Source organism: Pseudomonas sp. NPDC085632 (assembly GCF_044541255.1).
GTDB lineage: Bacteria > Pseudomonadota > Gammaproteobacteria > Pseudomonadales > Pseudomonadaceae > Aquipseudomonas.
On the sequence record NZ_JBITSX010000008.1, the window covers coordinates 25,381 to 42,882 of the forward strand.

21 protein-coding genes are annotated in these 17,502 nt (G+C 56.9%); 12 read left to right on the forward strand and 9 right to left on the reverse strand.

Features of this window, described 5'->3' with window-relative positions; translation table 11 throughout:
* Positions 1-18: 18 nt before the first annotated feature.
* The 7 genes from ACIF4X_RS08815 (at position 19) to ACIF4X_RS08845 (ending at position 4,849) form a co-directional block, all read left to right on the forward strand.
* Positions 19-588, forward strand: coding sequence for an electron transport complex protein RnfA (locus ACIF4X_RS08815; protein WP_397481813.1), 570 nt, complete (start codon positions 19-21; stop codon positions 586-588).
* Positions 585-1,793 carry an electron transport complex subunit RsxB gene (rsxB, locus tag ACIF4X_RS08820; protein WP_397481814.1) on the forward strand — a complete coding sequence of 403 codons (1,209 nt, stop codon included), beginning with the start codon at positions 585-587 and terminating at the stop codon, positions 1,791-1,793. Before ACIF4X_RS08815 ends, rsxB begins: the two co-directional genes overlap by 4 nt.
* Positions 1,780-2,763, forward strand: a complete 984-nt coding sequence (locus ACIF4X_RS08825) for an RnfABCDGE type electron transport complex subunit D (protein ID WP_397481815.1) — start codon at positions 1,780-1,782, stop codon at positions 2,761-2,763. Before rsxB ends, ACIF4X_RS08825 begins: the two co-directional genes overlap by 14 nt.
* Positions 2,760-3,365 (forward strand): RnfABCDGE type electron transport complex subunit G, encoded by a 606-nt coding sequence (locus tag ACIF4X_RS08830; protein ID WP_397481816.1) that lies wholly within the window; start codon positions 2,760-2,762, stop codon positions 3,363-3,365. The genes ACIF4X_RS08825 and ACIF4X_RS08830 overlap by 4 nt, the downstream gene beginning before the upstream one ends.
* A complete protein-coding gene (locus ACIF4X_RS08835; RefSeq protein ID WP_397481817.1) occupies positions 3,362-3,931 on the forward strand; it encodes an Rnf-Nqr domain containing protein in 570 nt (189 codons plus the stop codon). The genes ACIF4X_RS08830 and ACIF4X_RS08835 overlap by 4 nt, the downstream gene beginning before the upstream one ends.
* Entirely contained in the window at positions 3,928-4,566 is a 639-nt protein-coding gene (gene nth, locus ACIF4X_RS08840; RefSeq protein WP_397481818.1) for an endonuclease III, read from the forward strand. Before ACIF4X_RS08835 ends, nth begins: the two co-directional genes overlap by 4 nt.
* 106 nt (positions 4,567-4,672) lie before the next feature.
* On the forward strand, positions 4,673-4,849 hold the full coding sequence (locus ACIF4X_RS08845) for a PA3496 family putative envelope integrity protein (protein WP_178113747.1): 177 nt from the start codon (positions 4,673-4,675) through the stop codon (positions 4,847-4,849).
* 89 nt (positions 4,850-4,938) lie between these two features.
* Here ACIF4X_RS08845 and ACIF4X_RS08850 read toward each other — a convergent pair whose 3' ends face one another.
* Positions 4,939-5,565, reverse strand: coding sequence for a response regulator transcription factor (locus ACIF4X_RS08850; protein WP_007916656.1), 627 nt, complete (start codon positions 5,563-5,565; stop codon positions 4,939-4,941).
* A gap of 538 nt (positions 5,566-6,103) precedes the next feature.
* On the opposite strand from ACIF4X_RS08850, the gene ACIF4X_RS08855 reads away from it, so the two are divergent.
* Positions 6,104-6,787 (forward strand): hypothetical protein, encoded by a 684-nt coding sequence (locus tag ACIF4X_RS08855; RefSeq protein WP_397481897.1) that lies wholly within the window; start codon positions 6,104-6,106, stop codon positions 6,785-6,787.
* Between the two features lie 132 nt (positions 6,788-6,919).
* Here the strand turns inward: ACIF4X_RS08855 and ACIF4X_RS08860 are convergent, their stop codons facing one another.
* Together ACIF4X_RS08860 and ACIF4X_RS08865 are read right to left on the reverse strand one after the other, a co-directional pair.
* Entirely contained in the window at positions 6,920-8,137 is a 1,218-nt protein-coding gene (locus ACIF4X_RS08860) for an argininosuccinate synthase (protein ID WP_016986656.1), read from the reverse strand.
* Between the two features lie 129 nt (positions 8,138-8,266).
* Positions 8,267-9,178 (reverse strand): OmpA family protein, encoded by a 912-nt coding sequence (locus ACIF4X_RS08865; protein WP_397481819.1) that lies wholly within the window; start codon positions 9,176-9,178, stop codon positions 8,267-8,269.
* Between the two features lie 160 nt (positions 9,179-9,338).
* Here ACIF4X_RS08865 and pyrC point away from each other — a divergent pair, with 160 nt between their 5' ends.
* Together pyrC and rnt are read left to right on the forward strand one after the other, a co-directional pair.
* A complete protein-coding gene (gene pyrC, locus ACIF4X_RS08870) occupies positions 9,339-10,385 on the forward strand; it encodes a dihydroorotase (RefSeq protein WP_397481820.1) in 1,047 nt (348 codons plus the stop codon).
* Positions 10,382-11,059: a ribonuclease T gene (rnt, locus tag ACIF4X_RS08875; RefSeq protein WP_007916667.1), complete on the forward strand. Its 678-nt coding sequence runs from the start codon at positions 10,382-10,384 to the stop codon at positions 11,057-11,059. Before pyrC ends, rnt begins: the two co-directional genes overlap by 4 nt.
* A 56-nt stretch (positions 11,060-11,115) precedes the next feature.
* On the opposite strand, the gene ACIF4X_RS08880 is transcribed toward rnt, so the two are convergent.
* The 3 genes from ACIF4X_RS08880 to ACIF4X_RS08890 all read right to left on the reverse strand — a co-directional run bounded on the left by ACIF4X_RS08880 (position 11,116) and on the right by ACIF4X_RS08890 (position 12,823).
* A complete protein-coding gene (locus ACIF4X_RS08880; RefSeq protein ID WP_397481821.1) occupies positions 11,116-11,529 on the reverse strand; it encodes a hypothetical protein in 414 nt (137 codons plus the stop codon).
* A 2-nt stretch (positions 11,530-11,531) separates the two neighbouring features.
* A complete protein-coding gene (locus ACIF4X_RS08885; RefSeq protein ID WP_397481822.1) occupies positions 11,532-12,002 on the reverse strand; it encodes a Panacea domain-containing protein in 471 nt (156 codons plus the stop codon).
* Between the two features lie 218 nt (positions 12,003-12,220).
* A complete protein-coding gene (locus ACIF4X_RS08890) occupies positions 12,221-12,823 on the reverse strand; it encodes a peroxiredoxin (RefSeq protein ID WP_397481823.1) in 603 nt (200 codons plus the stop codon).
* Between the two features lie 314 nt (positions 12,824-13,137).
* On the opposite strand from ACIF4X_RS08890, the gene ACIF4X_RS08895 reads away from it, so the two are divergent.
* Together ACIF4X_RS08895 and bfr are read left to right on the forward strand one after the other, a co-directional pair.
* A complete protein-coding gene (locus ACIF4X_RS08895; RefSeq protein WP_003227725.1) occupies positions 13,138-13,356 on the forward strand; it encodes a bacterioferritin-associated ferredoxin in 219 nt (72 codons plus the stop codon).
* A gap of 201 nt (positions 13,357-13,557) precedes the next feature.
* Positions 13,558-14,031 (forward strand): bacterioferritin, encoded by a 474-nt coding sequence (gene bfr, locus ACIF4X_RS08900; protein ID WP_007916671.1) that lies wholly within the window; start codon positions 13,558-13,560, stop codon positions 14,029-14,031.
* Between the two features lie 188 nt (positions 14,032-14,219).
* On the opposite strand, the gene grxD is transcribed toward bfr, so the two are convergent.
* From grxD to ACIF4X_RS08915, 3 genes are all read right to left on the reverse strand, one after another.
* Complete coding sequence (grxD, locus tag ACIF4X_RS08905; RefSeq protein ID WP_159815396.1) at positions 14,220-14,561, reverse strand: Grx4 family monothiol glutaredoxin; 342 nt, start codon at positions 14,559-14,561, stop codon at positions 14,220-14,222.
* A gap of 97 nt (positions 14,562-14,658) precedes the next feature.
* A complete protein-coding gene (locus ACIF4X_RS08910) occupies positions 14,659-16,764 on the reverse strand; it encodes a molybdopterin oxidoreductase family protein (RefSeq protein ID WP_397481824.1) in 2,106 nt (701 codons plus the stop codon).
* Between the two features lie 134 nt (positions 16,765-16,898).
* The gene (locus tag ACIF4X_RS08915) at positions 16,899-17,189 is read right to left on the reverse strand and encodes a hypothetical protein (protein WP_038369077.1); all 291 of its coding nucleotides are present in this window, start codon (positions 17,187-17,189) and stop codon (positions 16,899-16,901) included.
* Positions 17,190-17,502: the final 313 nt, after the last annotated feature.

The following is a 17,502-nucleotide window of genomic DNA, read 5'->3' on the forward strand; positions in this document are numbered from 1 at the left end:
CGTTTCGCTGGCAGAACCATGACCGAATTTGTGCTTACGCTCATCAGTGCTGCGCTGCTCAACAACTTCGTGTTGCACTGGCCGCTGGGCGTCGATCCGCTGTTGGCAGGCAGTCGCCGACAGTTGCATGCGTTGGGGTTGGCGACGTTGTGTCTGATGCTGATCGTAGGTGTCATCGGTTACGCGATCTGGCATTGGCTACTGGTGCCGCTGCAACTTGAAGCATTGCGGCTGTTCGTGTTTCTGCCGTTAAGCGTTTTGCTGATCACGCCGCTGTTGAACCTGCTGGCGCGCTGGCTCCCTGGCCTGCCGTTTGAAGGGTTATGGCCACTGTTGCTGGGTAATGCCGGTGTATTGGGGCTGACGCTGATCAACGTACAAAACGATCAAGGCCTGCTCCACGCGACGGCGCTCAGCCTCGGTGCCGGGCTGGGTTTCTGGCTGGTGCTGAGCCTGTTCAGTGATTTGCGTGAACGCACCGCCGACAACGACATTCCCCTGCCCTTCCGCGGCCTGCCGATCGATCTGATCGGCGCCGGACTGATCGCAGTGATTTTTCTCGGATTCAGTGGACTGATCAAAACATGAGTCTGATTCAACGCATCGATGCCCTTCTGCCGCAGACCCAATGCGGCAAGTGCGGCCATCCCGGATGCAAGCCCTATGCACAAGGTATCGCCGAGGGCGAGCCGATCAACAAGTGCCCGCCGGGCGGTGACGAAACCATCGCCGCGCTGGCGGAGCTGTTGAAAGTACCGGTGCTGGAACTGGACATCCGTCGCGGTTCGGCGCCGCCGCAAGTGGCGTTCATTCGTGAAGCCGAATGCATTGGCTGCACCAAGTGCATTCAGGCCTGCCCGATCGACGCGATTGTCGGCGCGGCGAAACTGATGCACACGGTGATCATTGACGAGTGCACCGGTTGCGACCTGTGTGTCGCGCCATGCCCGGTGGATTGCATTGAAATGCATCCATTGCCACCGAGCACAGTACCGGTGGTGGGCGGTCTGGCCTTCAGTCTTGAAGAACAGCGGGCACGGGCGGCCAAACGCGATCACGCACGCCAACGTTTCGAGCGACGAAACGAGCGCTTGCAACGCGAAGAACAACAAAAGCAGGCAGAGCGTGAAGCGCGGGCGAAACGGGCGGCGCAACCTGAAGTGAGTGCAACCAATCCGGTGCAGGCTGCGCTCGAGCGGGTGCGTGCGCAGAAAGCGGCGAGCGCTGATGCGGCGCTGAAGAAAGCCAAGATCGATGTGGCCATGAGCCGTGCGCAACTGCACAAATCGCTGAAAGCCTTCGGACATCCGCCGACGTTTGAGCAGCAGACGCAACTGATCGTGTTGCAGCAGCAGTTCGAAGCAGCCCAACAGGCCTTGGCGAAACTTGAAAGCAGTCCGGCGCCAGCGCCCAGCGTGCCTGCCCCCGCCAAAGACGCCGATCTGAAACGGGCAAAGATCCAGTTAGCCATGCGCCGCGCTGAACTGAAAAAAGCCCAAACCGCCGAAGCGGCGCCCGAACAGATCGCCGCGCTGGAACAGGCATTGCGCGACGCCGAACAGGCCCTGCACGCCGCCGAAGCCACAAGCGAACAGCCATTGCCTGACTTGGTACGCGTCGAAAAACGTCCGATCGACAGCCAGCTTCGCCAGTTGAAAACCGAATTGGCCTACGCTCGTGCGGACCTCAACAAACTCGAACGACGCGCCGACACGCCCCCCGAAATCCTCGACAAGGCCCGCGCCCGCCTGCAAAACGCCGAGCGTCAGGTACAAGACCATGTCTCCCCTTGAAACACCGGACAATCGCCTGCAACAGGCGATGAAGCTGGTGCTGCTGGCCACGTTGCCGGGGCTGCTGGCGCTGTTCTGGTTTTACGGCTGGGGCGTGTTGATCAATCTGCTGCTGGCTATCGTCGCCGCGCTGACTGTCGAGGCCAGCGTCGCCCGTCTGCGTCGACAGCCAATCCAGCCAGCGTTGAGCGATGGCAGTGCGTTGGTCAGCGCGACATTGCTGGCTGTCGCCCTGCCGCCTTATTGCCCTTGGTGGCTGACGATGACGGCCATTGTTTCGGGTCTGTTGTTCGGCAAGCACGTGTACGGCGGTGTCGGTAGAAATCCGTTCAATCCGGCGATGCTCGGATTTGCCTTGATCATGCTGATGTTCCCGCAACCGATGACCCAATGGCCGGCCCATGGCCTGGACTTGACCGCCGCATTTGAACAGGTTTTCGGCGCCGGACAGTCACCTGACGCCTGGGCACAAGCCACCGTGCTGGACAGCCTGCGCATCAACAAAAGCCTGACCATGGACGAACTGTTCGCCAATAATCCGGCCTTCGGTCGCTTTGGCGGACACGGTGTGGAATGGGTGAATCTGGCGTTTCTCGCCGGTGGGTTGTTTTTGCTGCAGCGCCGGGTCTTCGGTTGGCACGCACCGGCAGGCATGCTCGGCAGCCTGTTTGTGGTCAGCCTGCTGTTCTGGAATGGCTCCGGGTCGGACTCTCAGGGTTCGCCGCTGTTCCACCTGCTCAGTGGCGCGACCATGCTGGGCGCGTTCTTCATCATCACTGAACCGGTCTCGGGTGCTAAAGCCACGCTCGCCCGCCTGCTGTTCGGTGTCGGCGTCGGCCTGCTGACTTATGCGATTCGCACCTGGGGCGGTTACCCTGATGGCGTGGCGTTTGCGGTGTTGCTGATGAACCTTTGCGTGCCGGCGCTGGAGCGGTTTGCCGCTATTCGTCAGCCCCAGGTGAGCTCATGAACCGCAGGGCCAGCGCACTGACGTTATTGTTGTTGGCGGTGGTCGGCATTGGCGCGACGTACTTGCTGCAACGCAGCAGTGCACCGCAGATCGCGGCTGAGCAGCGCTTGGTCGACAGTCGCAAATTGCTCGACGTGCTTCCCGCTGACAGCTACGACAATCAACCGCTGGACCAGCCGGTTACACTGACCGATACGGGGCTGAGCCATAGCACGCTCGCGGCTGGTTACCGCGCAACCAAGAAGGGTCAAACCGTTGCAGTGCTGCTGCGTAACCAGACCGAGGGCTACGCCGGTGTCATTGAATTGCTGATTGCTATCGATGCCAACGGCAAGTTGCTCGGCGTGAAAACCCTCAAGCAAAACGAAACCCCGGCACTTGGCGGGCCCATTGGCGACTGGCCGAACCGCTGGCTTCAGGTTTTCACCGGCAAATCACGCGGTGAACCGAATGACGCTGGCTGGGCATTGAAAAAAGATCAGGGGCAATTCGATCAAATGGCCGGGGCGACCATTACTTCGCGCGCAGCCATCAACGCGATACAGGATGCGTTGCGTTACTTTGACGCACATCGAACGGCGTTATTGGGGAGCGGAGCATGAACCTGTCCAACTCACTGATGCTGGTGCTGTTGCTGGGCACCACCGTTTCTCTGACCGACGCGTTGGGGACGATGTTGATGTTTGTCCTCGTGGTGGTCATTTATGCTTTGGGCATGTCACCGCTGCGCCCGCGCATGTCAGATGGGAGTGCCTTGCTGGCCGGTGTGCTGCTTGCTGCAACGTTAACCAGTTGCGCAGATCTTCTGGTGCAACGCTGGTTTCTGGCGTGGCATCAGTCGTTCGGTCTCTATGGCGGATTGATCGCCTTGCAGTGCGTGGTGCTGGAGCACAAAGGTTTCTTCGCCCGACCGCTGGCCCAGCGCTTCAAACTTTGCGCATTGTTTGGCAGTTTGATGCTGGTGCTCGCGGCGCTGCGTGAAATCATCGGTCAGGGCAGCCTTGGCCGGGAGTTGTTCGAGCATGGCTCCGGACTGGTTGTATTTAGCGAAGGGCTGCACCTGATCACTTTGATCCCCGGTGCTTTTATTTTGTTGGCGCTGCTGCTGGCGGCGCGTCAGGCGATGTTTCGCCCGCACTCGATATCCAAGGAAACGCATCGCCCATGAATGCTGCAAAACGTCTGGAGATTTTTCGCCGCCTGCATGAAGACAATCCGGAGCCGAAGACCGAACTGGCCTACTCCTCGCCATTCGAGCTGTTGATTGCCGTGATTCTTTCCGCGCAGTCGACTGACGTCGGCGTCAACAAAGCCACGGCGAAGCTGTTCCCGGTGGCCAATACGCCGGCGGCGATCCACGCTTTAGGGGTCGAAGGTCTATCGGAATACATCAAGACGATCGGCCTCTACAACAGCAAGGCCAGGAACGTCATTGAAACCTGCCGCTTGCTGGTCGAACGCCATGGCAGCGAGGTCCCGCAAACCCGTGAAGAGCTCGAAGCCTTGCCGGGAGTGGGCCGCAAAACCGCCAACGTCGTACTCAACACGGCTTTCCGCCAACTGACCATGGCCGTCGACACCCACATCTTTCGCGTCAGCAACCGCACCGGCATTGCACCGGGCAAAAATGTGGTCGAAGTGGAAAACAAACTGATGAAGTTTGTACCCAAGGAATTCCTGCTCGACTCTCATCATTGGCTGATTCTTCACGGTCGCTACGTGTGCCTGGCCCGCAAGCCACGGTGTGGGAGTTGCCGGATCGAAGACTTGTGCGAGTACAAAGACAAAACTTCTGACGATTGACCGGCTATTGGAATTATTGATAAGTCGATTGAAAAAATCTTTTTTACCCGCTGCAGGAATGTCGATATAAGGAGCGCCAAAGGCATTCTTAGCCGGGAGTTAGCTTATGAGTAGCGACAAAGAGCCACTGGATGTAGATGACGATATCGCTGCAGAAACTGATGACGCCGAACCTGTGGTCGAAGTCGCCAAGACCAATCTCAGCAAGCGCCGTACGATCGATAACCTGCTTGAGGAGCGCCGACTGCAAAAGCAATTGGCCGATTACGATTTTGATCTCTGATACTTGAAAGCCTCCCGAACCGGAGGCTTTTCTCTTTGCGCGGCTAGCTGAGTTTGATCGGCCCATGACCCTGTCAGCCATCGATAGATTCAGACCAGACCATTACGCTGCGCCAATTCGATCAGGTCAACCAGAGAACGCGCATTGAGCTTCAACAACAAGCGCGTCTTGTAGGTGCTCACGGTTTTGTTGCTCAAAAACATGCCATCTGCAATTTCCTTGTTGGTTTTGCCCCGTGCCAACTGCTGCAGCACCATCATTTCCCGACCGGACAGACGATCCACCATATCGGCTTCACTCGCATTGCCCAGACTGGTACGCACGGTATGCAAAGCCTGATTGGGAAAATAACTGTAGCCGGACAATACGGCCTTGATTGCGCTGAGCAACTCGGTCAAGTCCTGCTGTTTGCACACATAGCCGGCCGCACCCGATTGCATGCAGCGCATGGAAAAGTGCCCGGGAGCCTGGGAAGTCAGTACCAGTACTTTAATAGGCATGGCCGTTGAAGTCAGGCGTGCGATAACTTCAAGACCATCAAGTTTTGGTATTCCAATGTCCAGAATGACAATATCCGGCATTTGTTCTCGAGCAAGTTGTAACGCATCCACACCGTTATCAGTTTCTGCGATGACTTCGTAGCCATGACGTTCCATCAGCATACGTACCGCAAGACGAATGACAGGGTGATCATCCACGATCAGCACTTTATTCATGGGCAAGTCCAGTTTCGCTGTTCGAATTTTTAGAACCCGCACAATAGCCCAGTCACTTGCTCTATGGCGTGCCAGTGTTAACACGCACTCGCATCGAGAGACATGCCCTACATCCATCGCGGATTAATCCTACAAAAAAACCTCTTGTCTCTAAACATCCGACGCCGCAACTTCTTTCGCCGCAGGAAAATTTTCTCTTTTCAACCTGTTACAGATTACGACAACCGTTGCAAAACACACGCCTCGCCGCTGCAGCTCATTGCGCCCGAACGGCATTGGCGCCTGAGCATATGCGCGCGACTGGAAAATCTCGGGGTATTGGAAATACAACGCAATCGCGGCGGCGCCCGCACTATAACACCGAGGAAAACATAAACACTTGAAACAAGATATTTATACCAAGCCCTATAATTTTGCTATAAAAACAAACACTGAAACTCAACTACCAACCTCCAGACAATACGAACTTATTAACCATGAGAAAGACCAGGCAAAAGAGTACGAACATGCTAAAAATAAAAAAAAGATCAGCAACCCAATGACCGTCATTGCCATATTTGCGGCCATCTCTGAAACATCAGCCGCCGTGTCCCTGCCTTTCCTTGACAACGAGGAAAGGGAAATTTATGTGTGGTTCTTGATCAGCTTTCCGTTTTACTTGTTATTTCTTTTCTTTATCACCTTGAACTTCAACTACCGCTCCCTCTATTCACCTTCCGATTTCGATAAAGACAAAAACTTCCTGAAAGTAATCGATACCAATGATCGCGAGAACAAGCGACATGCCTCGACGCAAGAAACTGCCACGCCAGGTACGTTCGGGTTCTCCAGTTGTATCGTGCCGAGCGAATCTGGCACTGTCGAATGCAAAGACTCATGCAAAGTACACAACGCACCTGACCCGCCTGCGGACATCAAGGCAAAACCGAGCCTGATTGTTCAGCACAACATTCAGTTGCCCGCGTCGATCAGTAATCTCCACCTCATAGACGCCAGGGATGTCGATGCATCGAGAGAGTTAGCCACAATGGTCGAAAATATCCGCAAACTGGACAGGAAAACTGCCCGCGTGGTCGTCTTCCTTTCCAATCATGTGTCGGATGTTTTACTGACGCAAAATGCACTACTGCAAATCAGGCACTTAAAAAAAGGCTCTGGCAACACGCTATGTATTGTTTATAACCTGTGCTCACAAGCGGTGACACTAGTAGGGCGGGCCTGAAGGCGGAGTCGTTGCCATACACGCGAAAAACTGAACATGACTCAAACAGAAACACCCAAAGAATTACGCAAAAAGGGCGGCATTGTCTCGATGACAAGGCCGCCCTTTTCATTGCGCGTCAGTCTGCAACGCTTAGAACAGCTTGCGACCCTTGTTGGCCGCAATACGCATGCGCAGCGCATTGAGCTTGATAAAGCCTGCCGCGTCGGCCTGGTTGTAAGCACCACCATCTTCTTCGAAGGTCGCGATGTTGGCATCGAACAGCGAATCGTCGGACTTGCGGCCGGTCACGATCACGTTGCCTTTGTACAGTTTCAGGCGCACAACGCCGTTCACGTTGACCTGCGAAGCATCGATCATCTGCTGCAGCATCAGACGCTCCGGGCTCCACCAGTAACCGGTGTAGATCAGGCTGGCGTATTTCGGCATCAGCTCGTCTTTGAGGTGAGCGACTTCGCGGTCCAGAGTGATCGACTCGATGGCGCGGTGAGCGCGCAGCATGATGGTGCCGCCCGGGGTTTCGTAGCAACCGCGGGACTTCATGCCGACGTAACGGTTTTCGACGATGTCGAGACGGCCGATACCGTGAGCGCCACCGATCTTGTTCAGCGTTGCCAGCACGGTGGCCGGGGTCATTTCGACGCCGTCCAGTGCCACGATGTCGCCGTTACGGTAAGTCAATTCCAGGTACTGTGGTTTGTCAGGAGCGTTCTCCGGGGAGACGGTCCATTTCCACATGTCTTCTTCGTGCTCGGTCCAGGTATCTTCCAGCACGCCGCCTTCATAGGAGATGTGCAGCAGGTTGGCGTCCATCGAGTACGGAGACTTCTTCTTGCCATGGCGCTCGATCGGGATCGCATGCTTCTCGGCGTAGTCCATCAGCTTCTCGCGGGACAGCAGGTCCCACTCACGCCAAGGGGCAATCACTTTAACGCCTGGCTTGAGTGCGTAGGCACCCAGTTCGAAACGCACCTGGTCGTTGCCTTTACCGGTGGCGCCATGGGAAATGGCGTCAGCGCCGGTTTCGTTGGCAATTTCGATCAGACGCTTGGCGATCAGAGGACGTGCGATGGAAGTACCCAGCAGGTACTCGCCCTCGTAAACGGTGTTGGCGCGGAACATCGGGTACACGAAATCACGCACGAATTCTTCGCGCAGATCGTCGATGTAGATTTCTTTGACGCCCATGGCCTGAGCCTTGGCGCGGGCCGGCTCGACCTCTTCGCCTTGACCGAGATCAGCGGTGAAGGTCACCACTTCACAGTTATATGTATCCTGCAGCCACTTGAGGATCACCGAAGTGTCCAGGCCGCCGGAATACGCCAGAACGACCTTGTTTACGTCCGCCATGCCATCACTCCACGGGGTTCTACGGAAAGCCGAGGAGTCTACCGCTCAAACGCGATAATTTACAGAGGCGCGACAGCTTAAGACGACAAAGCGACAGAATCTGTCGAGAGCGCGACGATGACCGGCGGGTCAGGAAGTCGCTGCAGTACTGGCTGGCGTGCTCGCTTGAGGCGCAGGTGCGGGGTTGACCGGCGCCACGCGCGCCAGTTTTACATTGACCCGACGGTTCTTCGCGCGATTGGCCGCATTGGTGTTCGGGACAATGGGATATTGCTCGCCATGGAACCGCACAGTGATTTGCGACTCCTGAATACCATTGGCCTTGAAGAAGTCGACCACGGCCAGCGCGCGGCGGCGTGACAGTTCGCGGTTGGTCAGACGATTACCGCTGTTGTCGGAATGGCCGTCGAGTTCGATGTGATTGACCGTCGGGTCGGCCTTCATGAATTCGAGCATTACTTGCAGCTTGGCCTTGGCGGCGGCATCGAGATCAACGCCCTCGCCGGGGAAGCCGATCTGCGACTGTTTGATCTGCTCGAAATTCTGCGGCAGCAATTTCGCCACACACGTCTGATAATCGTTGAAGGCCTTGCTGAATTTGACCGGCAACAGACGGACTTCAGAGACGCGGCCATCGCCAGACGCGCGACGTACTACGGGGCTGCGACCGTCCAGCAAACCGCTGATCAGACCGCCGGCCTGCGACTGCGAGCTGCTGAACAGTACGTTGCCACTGCCGAGCCGCACGCTGCCCAGATTGATGTCGCCCCGGCCCGGTTGCCAAGGCGCCGCCGCCGCGAGCAAGGTCGCTGAACCGCCGCCAAGCATGGCGTTGTAGGCATTCAGACGAAATATCGCCTGCTCACCGGCCTTGCGCACGAACTCACCCGAGCCGAAATCAGTGATCGGCTGGGTCAGACGACATTCGAACTTGTCCCCGGCGACCGTCCACTCAATGTTCTCCAGACGGGTCTGGTACGTGAGCGCCATCGCGGGAAGGCTGGCAAACACACTGAGCAAGGCTAAATAACGCTGGCGCACGGGAGGCTCCATTGGCTTCTGAAACACAAAGACCGATTCACACTATGTTTACGGCATACCTACGGGATATCGGAAGGTTCCGGCAAAACTTGATAGCGAGTGCCTGCAAGAGTCTTTTCCGGTAGCATTCGCCTCAGTTTGACCCGCCTGGAATCCCCTCATGTCCGACCGCCTGACCCTGCTGCGTCCCGACGACTGGCACATTCATCTTCGCGATGGTGCCGTGTTGACCAATACCGTTGCCGATGTTGCGCGCACTTTTGGTCGCGCCATCATCATGCCCAACCTGGTACCTCCGGTGCGCAACGCCGCTGAAGCCGACGGCTATCGCCAGCGGATTCTCGCTGCCCGCCCGGCCGGCAGTCGCTTTGAGCCGCTGATGGTGCTGTACCTCACCGACCGCACCCAGCCCGAAGAAATTCGTGAAGCCAAGGCCAGTGGTTTTGTCTACGCCGCCAAGCTTTACCCGGCCGGCGCAACCACCAACTCCGACTCCGGCGTGACCAGCATCGACAAGATTCTGCCGGCGATCGAAGCCATGGCCGAAGTCGGCATGCCGCTGTTGATCCACGGTGAAGTCACCCGTGGCGACGTCGATGTGTTTGATCGCGAAAAGATCTTCATCGATGAGCACATGCGCCGCGTGGTCGAGCGTTTCCCGACGCTGAAAGTGGTGTTTGAACACATCACCACCGCCGACGCCGTGCAGTTCGTCAACGAGGCTTCTACCAACGTTGGCGCAACGATCACCGCGCATCACCTGCTCTACAACCGCAACCACATGCTGGTGGGCGGGATTCGGCCGCACTTCTATTGCCTGCCGATCCTCAAGCGCAATACGCATCAGGAAGCCCTGCTCGACGCCGCCACCAGCGGCAGCGCGAAGTTCTTCCTCGGCACCGACTCGGCGCCGCACGCGCAGCACGCCAAGGAAGCCGCTTGCGGCTGCGCCGGCTGCTACACCGCGTACGCCGCCATCGAGATGTACGCCGAAGCCTTTGAACAGCGTAACGCGCTGGACAAGCTCGAAGCCTTCGCCAGCCTCAACGGCCCGCGTTTCTACGGCCTGCCGGCAAACACCGATCGCATCACCCTGGTTCGTGAAGAATGGACCGCCCCGACCAGCCTGCCATTCGGCGAGCTGACCGTTATCCCGCTGCGCGCCGGTGAAAAACTGCGCTGGCGCCTGCTGGAGGAACACGCGTGAGTGAAGACCATTTCGACGACGAACTGGACGGTCAAAGTGGCGGTGGCGGTTCCCGTCACCCGATGGCAGCACGCTTTCGCGGCTATCTGCCGGTTGTCGTTGACGTAGAAACCGGCGGCTTCAACTCGGCCACCGACGCGTTACTGGAGATTGCCGCGACCACTATCGCCATGGATGAAAAGGGTTTTGTTTACCCGGATCACACCTACTTCTTCCGCGTTGAGCCGTTCGAAGGCGCCAACATTGAAGCAGCAGCGCTGGAGTTCACCGGGATCAAGCTCGATCACCCGTTGCGCATGGCCGTCAGCGAAGAAACCGCGTTGACCGACATCTTCCGTGGCATTCGCAAGGCGCTGAAGGCCAACGGCTGCAAGCGTGCGATTCTGGTCGGGCACAACAGCAGCTTCGATCTTGGCTTCCTCAACGCTGCGGTTGCGCGCCTGGACATGAAGCGCAACCCGTTTCACCCATTCTCCAGCTTCGACACCGCGACGCTGGCCGGTCTGGCGTACGGTCAAACCGTACTGGCGAAAGCCTGCCAGGCCGCCGACATCGATTTCGACGGCCGTGAGGCACACTCGGCGCGTTACGACACCGAGAAGACCGCTGAACTGTTCTGCGGCATCGTCAACCGCTGGAAACAGATGGGCGGCTGGGAAGACTTCGACGACTGATCCTCGTTGAGTGAATCCCGCGCATAAAAAACCGGCCACGTGGGCCGGTTTTTTGTTTAATGCTTGTAGAGCTTAAATTCTCGATCAATCCACACGACGTAAAAAACCCGATGGTTCTTGTAACCCACCATCGCTACACGTTCGAAAGCCCGAAACACCAACAATCTGACATCACCTGTTAAAAAAGCAGGAATCCCCACTTTCAGGCTGTTTCTCTCAATTGTTTCACACCCATAGCGATGCCTATGCTCCTTGCGCAATTCTCTCCAAGGCATCTTTCCCAGGATCCTGAGACGCTCAAGCATTTTCGACCGCTCGACGGCCTCGCAATCTTGAATGCACCAGCCATTCTGCAAATACTCAAATGAGAAAACCGAAGGTCGCGCTTCCGATGAATCCTTTTCGATGGTGGACGTCCGTGCCGTTACTGTAACCGTCGCTTCGCGCTCCCTGCGCTTGAACCTGGCCATTTTCAGTTCACCAAATGCTCCCGAAAATACTCCTGCATCTCACCGGCGGGAATTTCTCGGCTGAACTCCCCTTCCTTGTAGTTCCTACGCCAAGGGGCTTCTTCATGCGTCAACTGACGTAGTTTCCACGCCGAGAACTGGCCATAAACGTCGAACACTTCGTGGAGCAGACGTTGTTGTTTGGCACTGAAAACATCTGGATTGAAATCACTTGGAGGAGGAATGGCACTCGATCCAAATTGGCTGAATCTTCGATACAGATCCGGGACCACTGGCCCGTGCATCCACGCTTCCAGCTTTTCAGGGAAGAGAGCCTCACCATGGACGGCCAGACTGAACCCTTGAGCGTAATAAACCATTTTTTGAATCTTGAGATTGGAGATCTCGCCCTCATGCCCTTCCAGGCAGAGGAAATAATCCGCAACGTCCAAGCTACTCGGCATTTGAATCCCCTTCTGCATCATGCAATCCATTGCACCGTCCTTACTGAAGTGAGGCGCGATCGAGGCTAAGGCAACCGCCCTCGTGACCCGTTATCGCTTGACCACCACCCTATCCAGCCACTGTTCAGTCATCCAGTGTTTTTTCCCGAGCTTTTGAAACAAATAATGCCGAGAGATTGTTCCTCACAATCCCACGCACAAAAAAACCGGCCACATGGGCCGGTTTTTTTGTACCTCGACGTTGCGCCTTACAGGGCGGCAGCGTTCTCGGTCAGGTATGCAGCAACGCCTTCTGGCGAAGCGTTCATGCCTTTGTCGCCTTTTTTCCAGTTGGCAGGGCAGACTTCGCCGTGCTCTTCGTGGAATTGCAGAGCGTCGACCAGGCGGATCAGCTCTTCCATGTTACGGCCCAGCGGCAGGTCGTTGATGATCTGCGAACGGACAACGCCTTTGTCGTCGATCAGGAACGCGCCACGGAAAGCTACGCCGCCTTCGGATTCAACGTCGTACGCCTTGGCGATGTCGTGCTTCATGTCGGCAGCCATGGTGTATTTCACCTGGCCGATGCCGCCATTGTTCACTGGGGTGTTGCGCCATGCGTTGTGAGTGAAGTGCGAATCGATCGACACAGCGATCACTTCAACGTTGCGTGCCTTGAAGTCGGCCATGCGGTTGTCCAGAGCGATCAGCTCGGACGGGCAGACGAAGGTGAAGTCCAGTGGGTAGAAGAACACCAGGCCGTATTTGCCTTTGATGGCCGAGGACAGGGTGAAGCTGTCAACGATCTCGCCAGTGCCGAGTACGGCCGGGACGGTGAAGTCAGGGGCTTGTTTGCCTACGAGTACGCTCATTGATATCTCCTGGTGTAAAAACTTGAAGTTCAGGGTCCGCGCCAGCCTGCCACCCTCAGGCGACAGCCCTGTGACACGAACCCCCTTCGCAAGGGCCGACCATCATACACTGCGAATTTGGCCTGTCCTTAACGGTTTTTCAAAGCAGACGCAGAACGGCGCTGCATTTACGGGGCCAGGCAAATCGCCAGCAAATACCGTTCGTCAGTCATGCCTGTTAATCAGCTGAAGCGTTCCGAAAGCACTTTGACAATCATTCTCGTTAACATTAAGATCCATCGCAATTGAGTCACAACCAGCGACGGTTCTCACTTATGTATGTTTGTCTCTGCACTGGCGTCACCGACGGACAGATCCGCGAAGCGATCTATGAAGGTTGCTGCAGCTATAAAGAAGTTCGCCAGGCTACCGGCGTGGCCAGCCAATGCGGCAAATGTGCCTGCCTTGCCAAGGAAGTGGTCCGCGAAACCCTGACCAAGCTGCAAACCGCTCAGGCCGCGATCCCCTATCCGGTAGAATTTACTGCCGCGTAATAACACCCCATTTCAAAGAACCGGACTTATGTCCGGTTTTTTTATGCCTGTAAATCAATTGGTTAGGCTCCAGACGCGGAACACAAACATTCTTATTCCGATTAATTTTCATATATTATTCAATAACTTAGGTTTGACACTTATAAATACGAAGCTCAAACTCTGCCGTATATACAACGAATACAGGGCAGGACTCCGATCATGAAAGGCGACATTACAGTCATCCAGCATCTCAACAAGATCCTTGCCAATGAGCTGGTCGCGATCAATCAGTACTTCCTGCATGCGCGCATGTATGAAGATTGGGGTCTGAACAAGCTCGGCAAACACGAGTACAAAGAATCCATCGACGAGATGAAACACGCCGACAAGCTGATCAAGCGCATCCTGTTTCTCGAAGGCCTGCCGAACGTGCAGGACCTGGGCAAGCTGCACATCGGCGAGCACACCAAGGAAATGCTGGAGTGCGACCTGCGTATCGAGAAGACCGGCCACGCTGACCTGAAGACCGCGATCGCACATTGCGAAACCGTTGGCGACTTCGGCAGCCGTGAGCTGCTGGAAGACATTCTCGAATCCGAAGAAGAACATATCGACTGGCTGGAAACCCAACTGGGCCTGATCGATAAAGTCGGTCTTGAGAACTATCTGCAATCGCAGATGGGCGAAGAGTAGGAGCTGCCGAAGGCTGCGATCTTTTCAGATTGCACCGGCACCTTGCAGTAACGTTTCGGACGCACTAAAAAGCCCCGCCCTCTTTCGAGGTGCGGGGCTTTTTATTGGCTGAAGATCAAAAGATCGCAGCCTCGTTTCACTCGACAGCTCCTACACAAGCAGGAGGTGTCGGGTGAAACCCAGCCTTATCAAGCTTCGGACTTGTTCGCAGTTGCCGCTTCAACAGCCGACTTGATGGTGGTTTGCAGCGAACCGTCTGCAGCCATCTCGGTCATGATGTCGCTACCGCCGACCAGCTCACCGCCGACCCACAGTTGCGGAAAAGTCGGCCAGTTGGCGTACTTAGGCAGGTTGGCGCGGATTTCCGGGTTCTGCAGGATGTCCACGTACGCAAACTTTTCGCCACATGCCATCACAGCCTGCGCAGCTTTCGCGGAGAAGCCACACTGTGGGGCATTCGGCGAGCCTTTCATGTAAAGCAGAATGGTGTTGTTGGCAATCTGCTCTTTAATCGTTTCGATGATATCCATGGAGCACCTCGGCTGAACTTTCCGACTCATGGGTCGGCACGGTGACGCATTGTAACGGAATCCCGAGCGCCATGCTCGGTCTCCCCGACAGTCACGTTCAAGCGGCCGCCACCGTCACTGGCACACCATTAAGGGCCGCATTACCCGACAATTCATCGAGCTGGCATTCATCGGTCAGATCATTGGCACTCGAACCCGGCTGGCCACTGGCAATCGCCATCTGCACACCCGGGCGCGCATGGCCCCAGCCGTGCGGCAAACTGACCACGCCTTTCATCATGTCCAGACTGCCGAGTACCTCCACCTCGATCTGGCCGACCCGCGAACTGACGCGCACCCGTTGACCATCGTTAAGCCCACGACTGGCGAGATCGTCCGGGTGCATCAGCAACTGATGACGCGGCTTGCCCTTCACCAGACGGTGATAGTTGTGCATCCACGAGTTGTTGCTGCGTACGTGGCGGCGGCCAATCATCAACAGTTCATCGGCGACCGGCGCCTGCAAGGCAGCGAAACGTGTGAGGTCAGCAAGAATCTCTGGCGGCGCGGCCTGCACTCGCTGATTCGGCGTTTTCAGCCGCGACGCCAGATTCGCTTTCAGCGCCCCCAGATCGATCCCGTGCGGATGATCGAACAACGTCGCCAGTGACAGCTTTCGCTCAGACCCGTCACCGTACAGACCCATACGCAGGCCCATGTCGATCATCTTCGCCGGCGGCATGGTCGGTTTCAGTTCTTTGCCGGTCTTCTCGGCAAACGCCTTGGCCAGACCGACGAAGATCTCCCAGTCATGTAAAGCGCCCTCAGGCTTGGCGAGGATCGCGCGGTTGAAGCGGGTGACGTTGCGCACCGCGAACAGATTGAAGGTGGTGTCGTAGTGATCGTTCTCCAGCGCCGAGGTCGACGGCAGGATCAGATCGGCGTAGCGCGTGGTTTCATTGATGTAAAGGTCGATGCTGACCATGAACTCCAGACCGTCCAGCGCCTGTTCCAGTTGACGCCCGTTCGGCGTCGACAGCACCGGGTTGCCCGCAACGGTGATCAGCGCGCGAATCTGGCCTTCACCGTCGGTAAGCATCTCTTCAGCCAGCGCCGAGACCGGCAACTCTCCGCCGTATTCAGGACGACCCGAGACACGGCTCTGCCATTTGTTGAAATGCCCGCCCGAGGTCGACGCCACCAGATCCACGGCCGGCTCAGTGCACAAAGCGCCGCCAACCCGGTCGAGATTACCGGTGACCAGATTGATCAATTGCACGACCCAGTGGCACAAGGTGCCGAAGGCCTGTGTTGAAACGCCCATACGCCCGTAACATACCGCACTCGACGCAGCAGCGAAGTCACGCGCCAGCTGACGGATCTGCTCGGCAGGCACGGCGCACAGCGGACTCATCGCCTCAGCCGTGAACGCCGCCACCGCCGCGCGTACGTCGTCCAGGCCATCAATCGGCAAATGACTGTCGCGGGTCAGCCCTTCGCTGAACAACGTGTTGAGCAGGCCAAACAACAACGCCGCGTCGCCCCCCGGACGCACGAACAAATGCTGATCAGCCATCGCCGCCGTCTCACTGCGCCGTGGATCGACCACCACCACTTTACCGCCGCGCGCCTGAATCGCTTTCAAGCGTTTTTCAACATCCGGCACGGTCATGATGCTGCCGTTGGACGCCAACGGGTTCCCGCCGAGGATCAGCATGAAATCGGTGTGATCGATGTCCGGAATCGGCAGCAGCAGACCGTGGCCATACATCAAATAGCTGCTCAGGTGATGCGGCAACTGATCGACCGACGTCGCTGAAAAGCGGTTGCGCGTCTTCAACAGACCCAGAAAATAATTGCTGTGGGTCATCAGCCCGTAGTTGTGGACGCTCGGGTTGCCCTGATAAACCGCAACGGCGTTCTGGCCATGACGTTCCTGAATCGTCGCCAGTTTCTCGGCCACCAGCGCAAACGCTTCATCCCACTCGATCGGCAGCCACTCGCTACCAACGCGGCGCATTGGCTGGCGCAGGCGGTCCGGATCGTTCTGGATGTCTTGCAGGGCTACGGCTTTGGGGCAGATGTGGCCACGGCTGAAGGTGTCGAGGGCATCACCCTTGATCGAGGTGATAGCAACATGGCCATCAGTTTCGGTGGTCTCGATGGTCAGACCACAAATGGCTTCGCACAGGTGGCAGGCACGGTGATGGAGAGTCTTGGTCATGGCCAGTCTCTGTCTTGTTCTGGGCGGACAATCACGCCCGCGGGAACAAAACTATGGCCCCGCCGCCGTCCAGGCGCCAGCGACGTTCGTCTTGTGAATCGACGACTATCAGGTGAGCCGATAGATCGCCACGTTTAACTGGAAGGGAGCTGAGGCGGCGCCGCCAACTGGATTTCCTGAATGGTTTCAATCTGCTCGTGGGCGACATGTACGCCGGTCAGTTCGCCAATCAATCGCCAATGCTCGTCGAGCCCGGCGCTGATGGTGGCCATGCGATCAATCATGTGGCGGCCGGCCGTCTTGACCACTTCGTCTTCGCTACGCAGCAGTTCGAAGGACATTGAGGTGACCGACGCGGTGAGATGGGTCAGTGAGCGAGCCGTGTGGCCCAGCAATTCCATTAACAGTTTTTCTTTCGATTCCATGCGGAGGCTTCCTGCGTCGCTCGAAACTTATTTATAACCCAGCACTTTGCTTTAGCAAATGTTTCAGGCTGAACATCCGACCAAGTGATGGCATGGCGCCACGACCGGAAACCGACTCAGCCTGCCCGATCCCCGCCACCCCGCATTGCCAACCCTTGCGAGGCCAGTGTACAAAGGGACTCGCTGCTGCCCTGAACCCGGCTTCAAATGCGCGACTGCAACATCCGGTGTGCCCTTCGATTCTCGCAAAAACCGTAGTCTATTGGAAAAACGCGACATTTAGTGTCAATATCGCGCCTCCCCCTATTTCGTC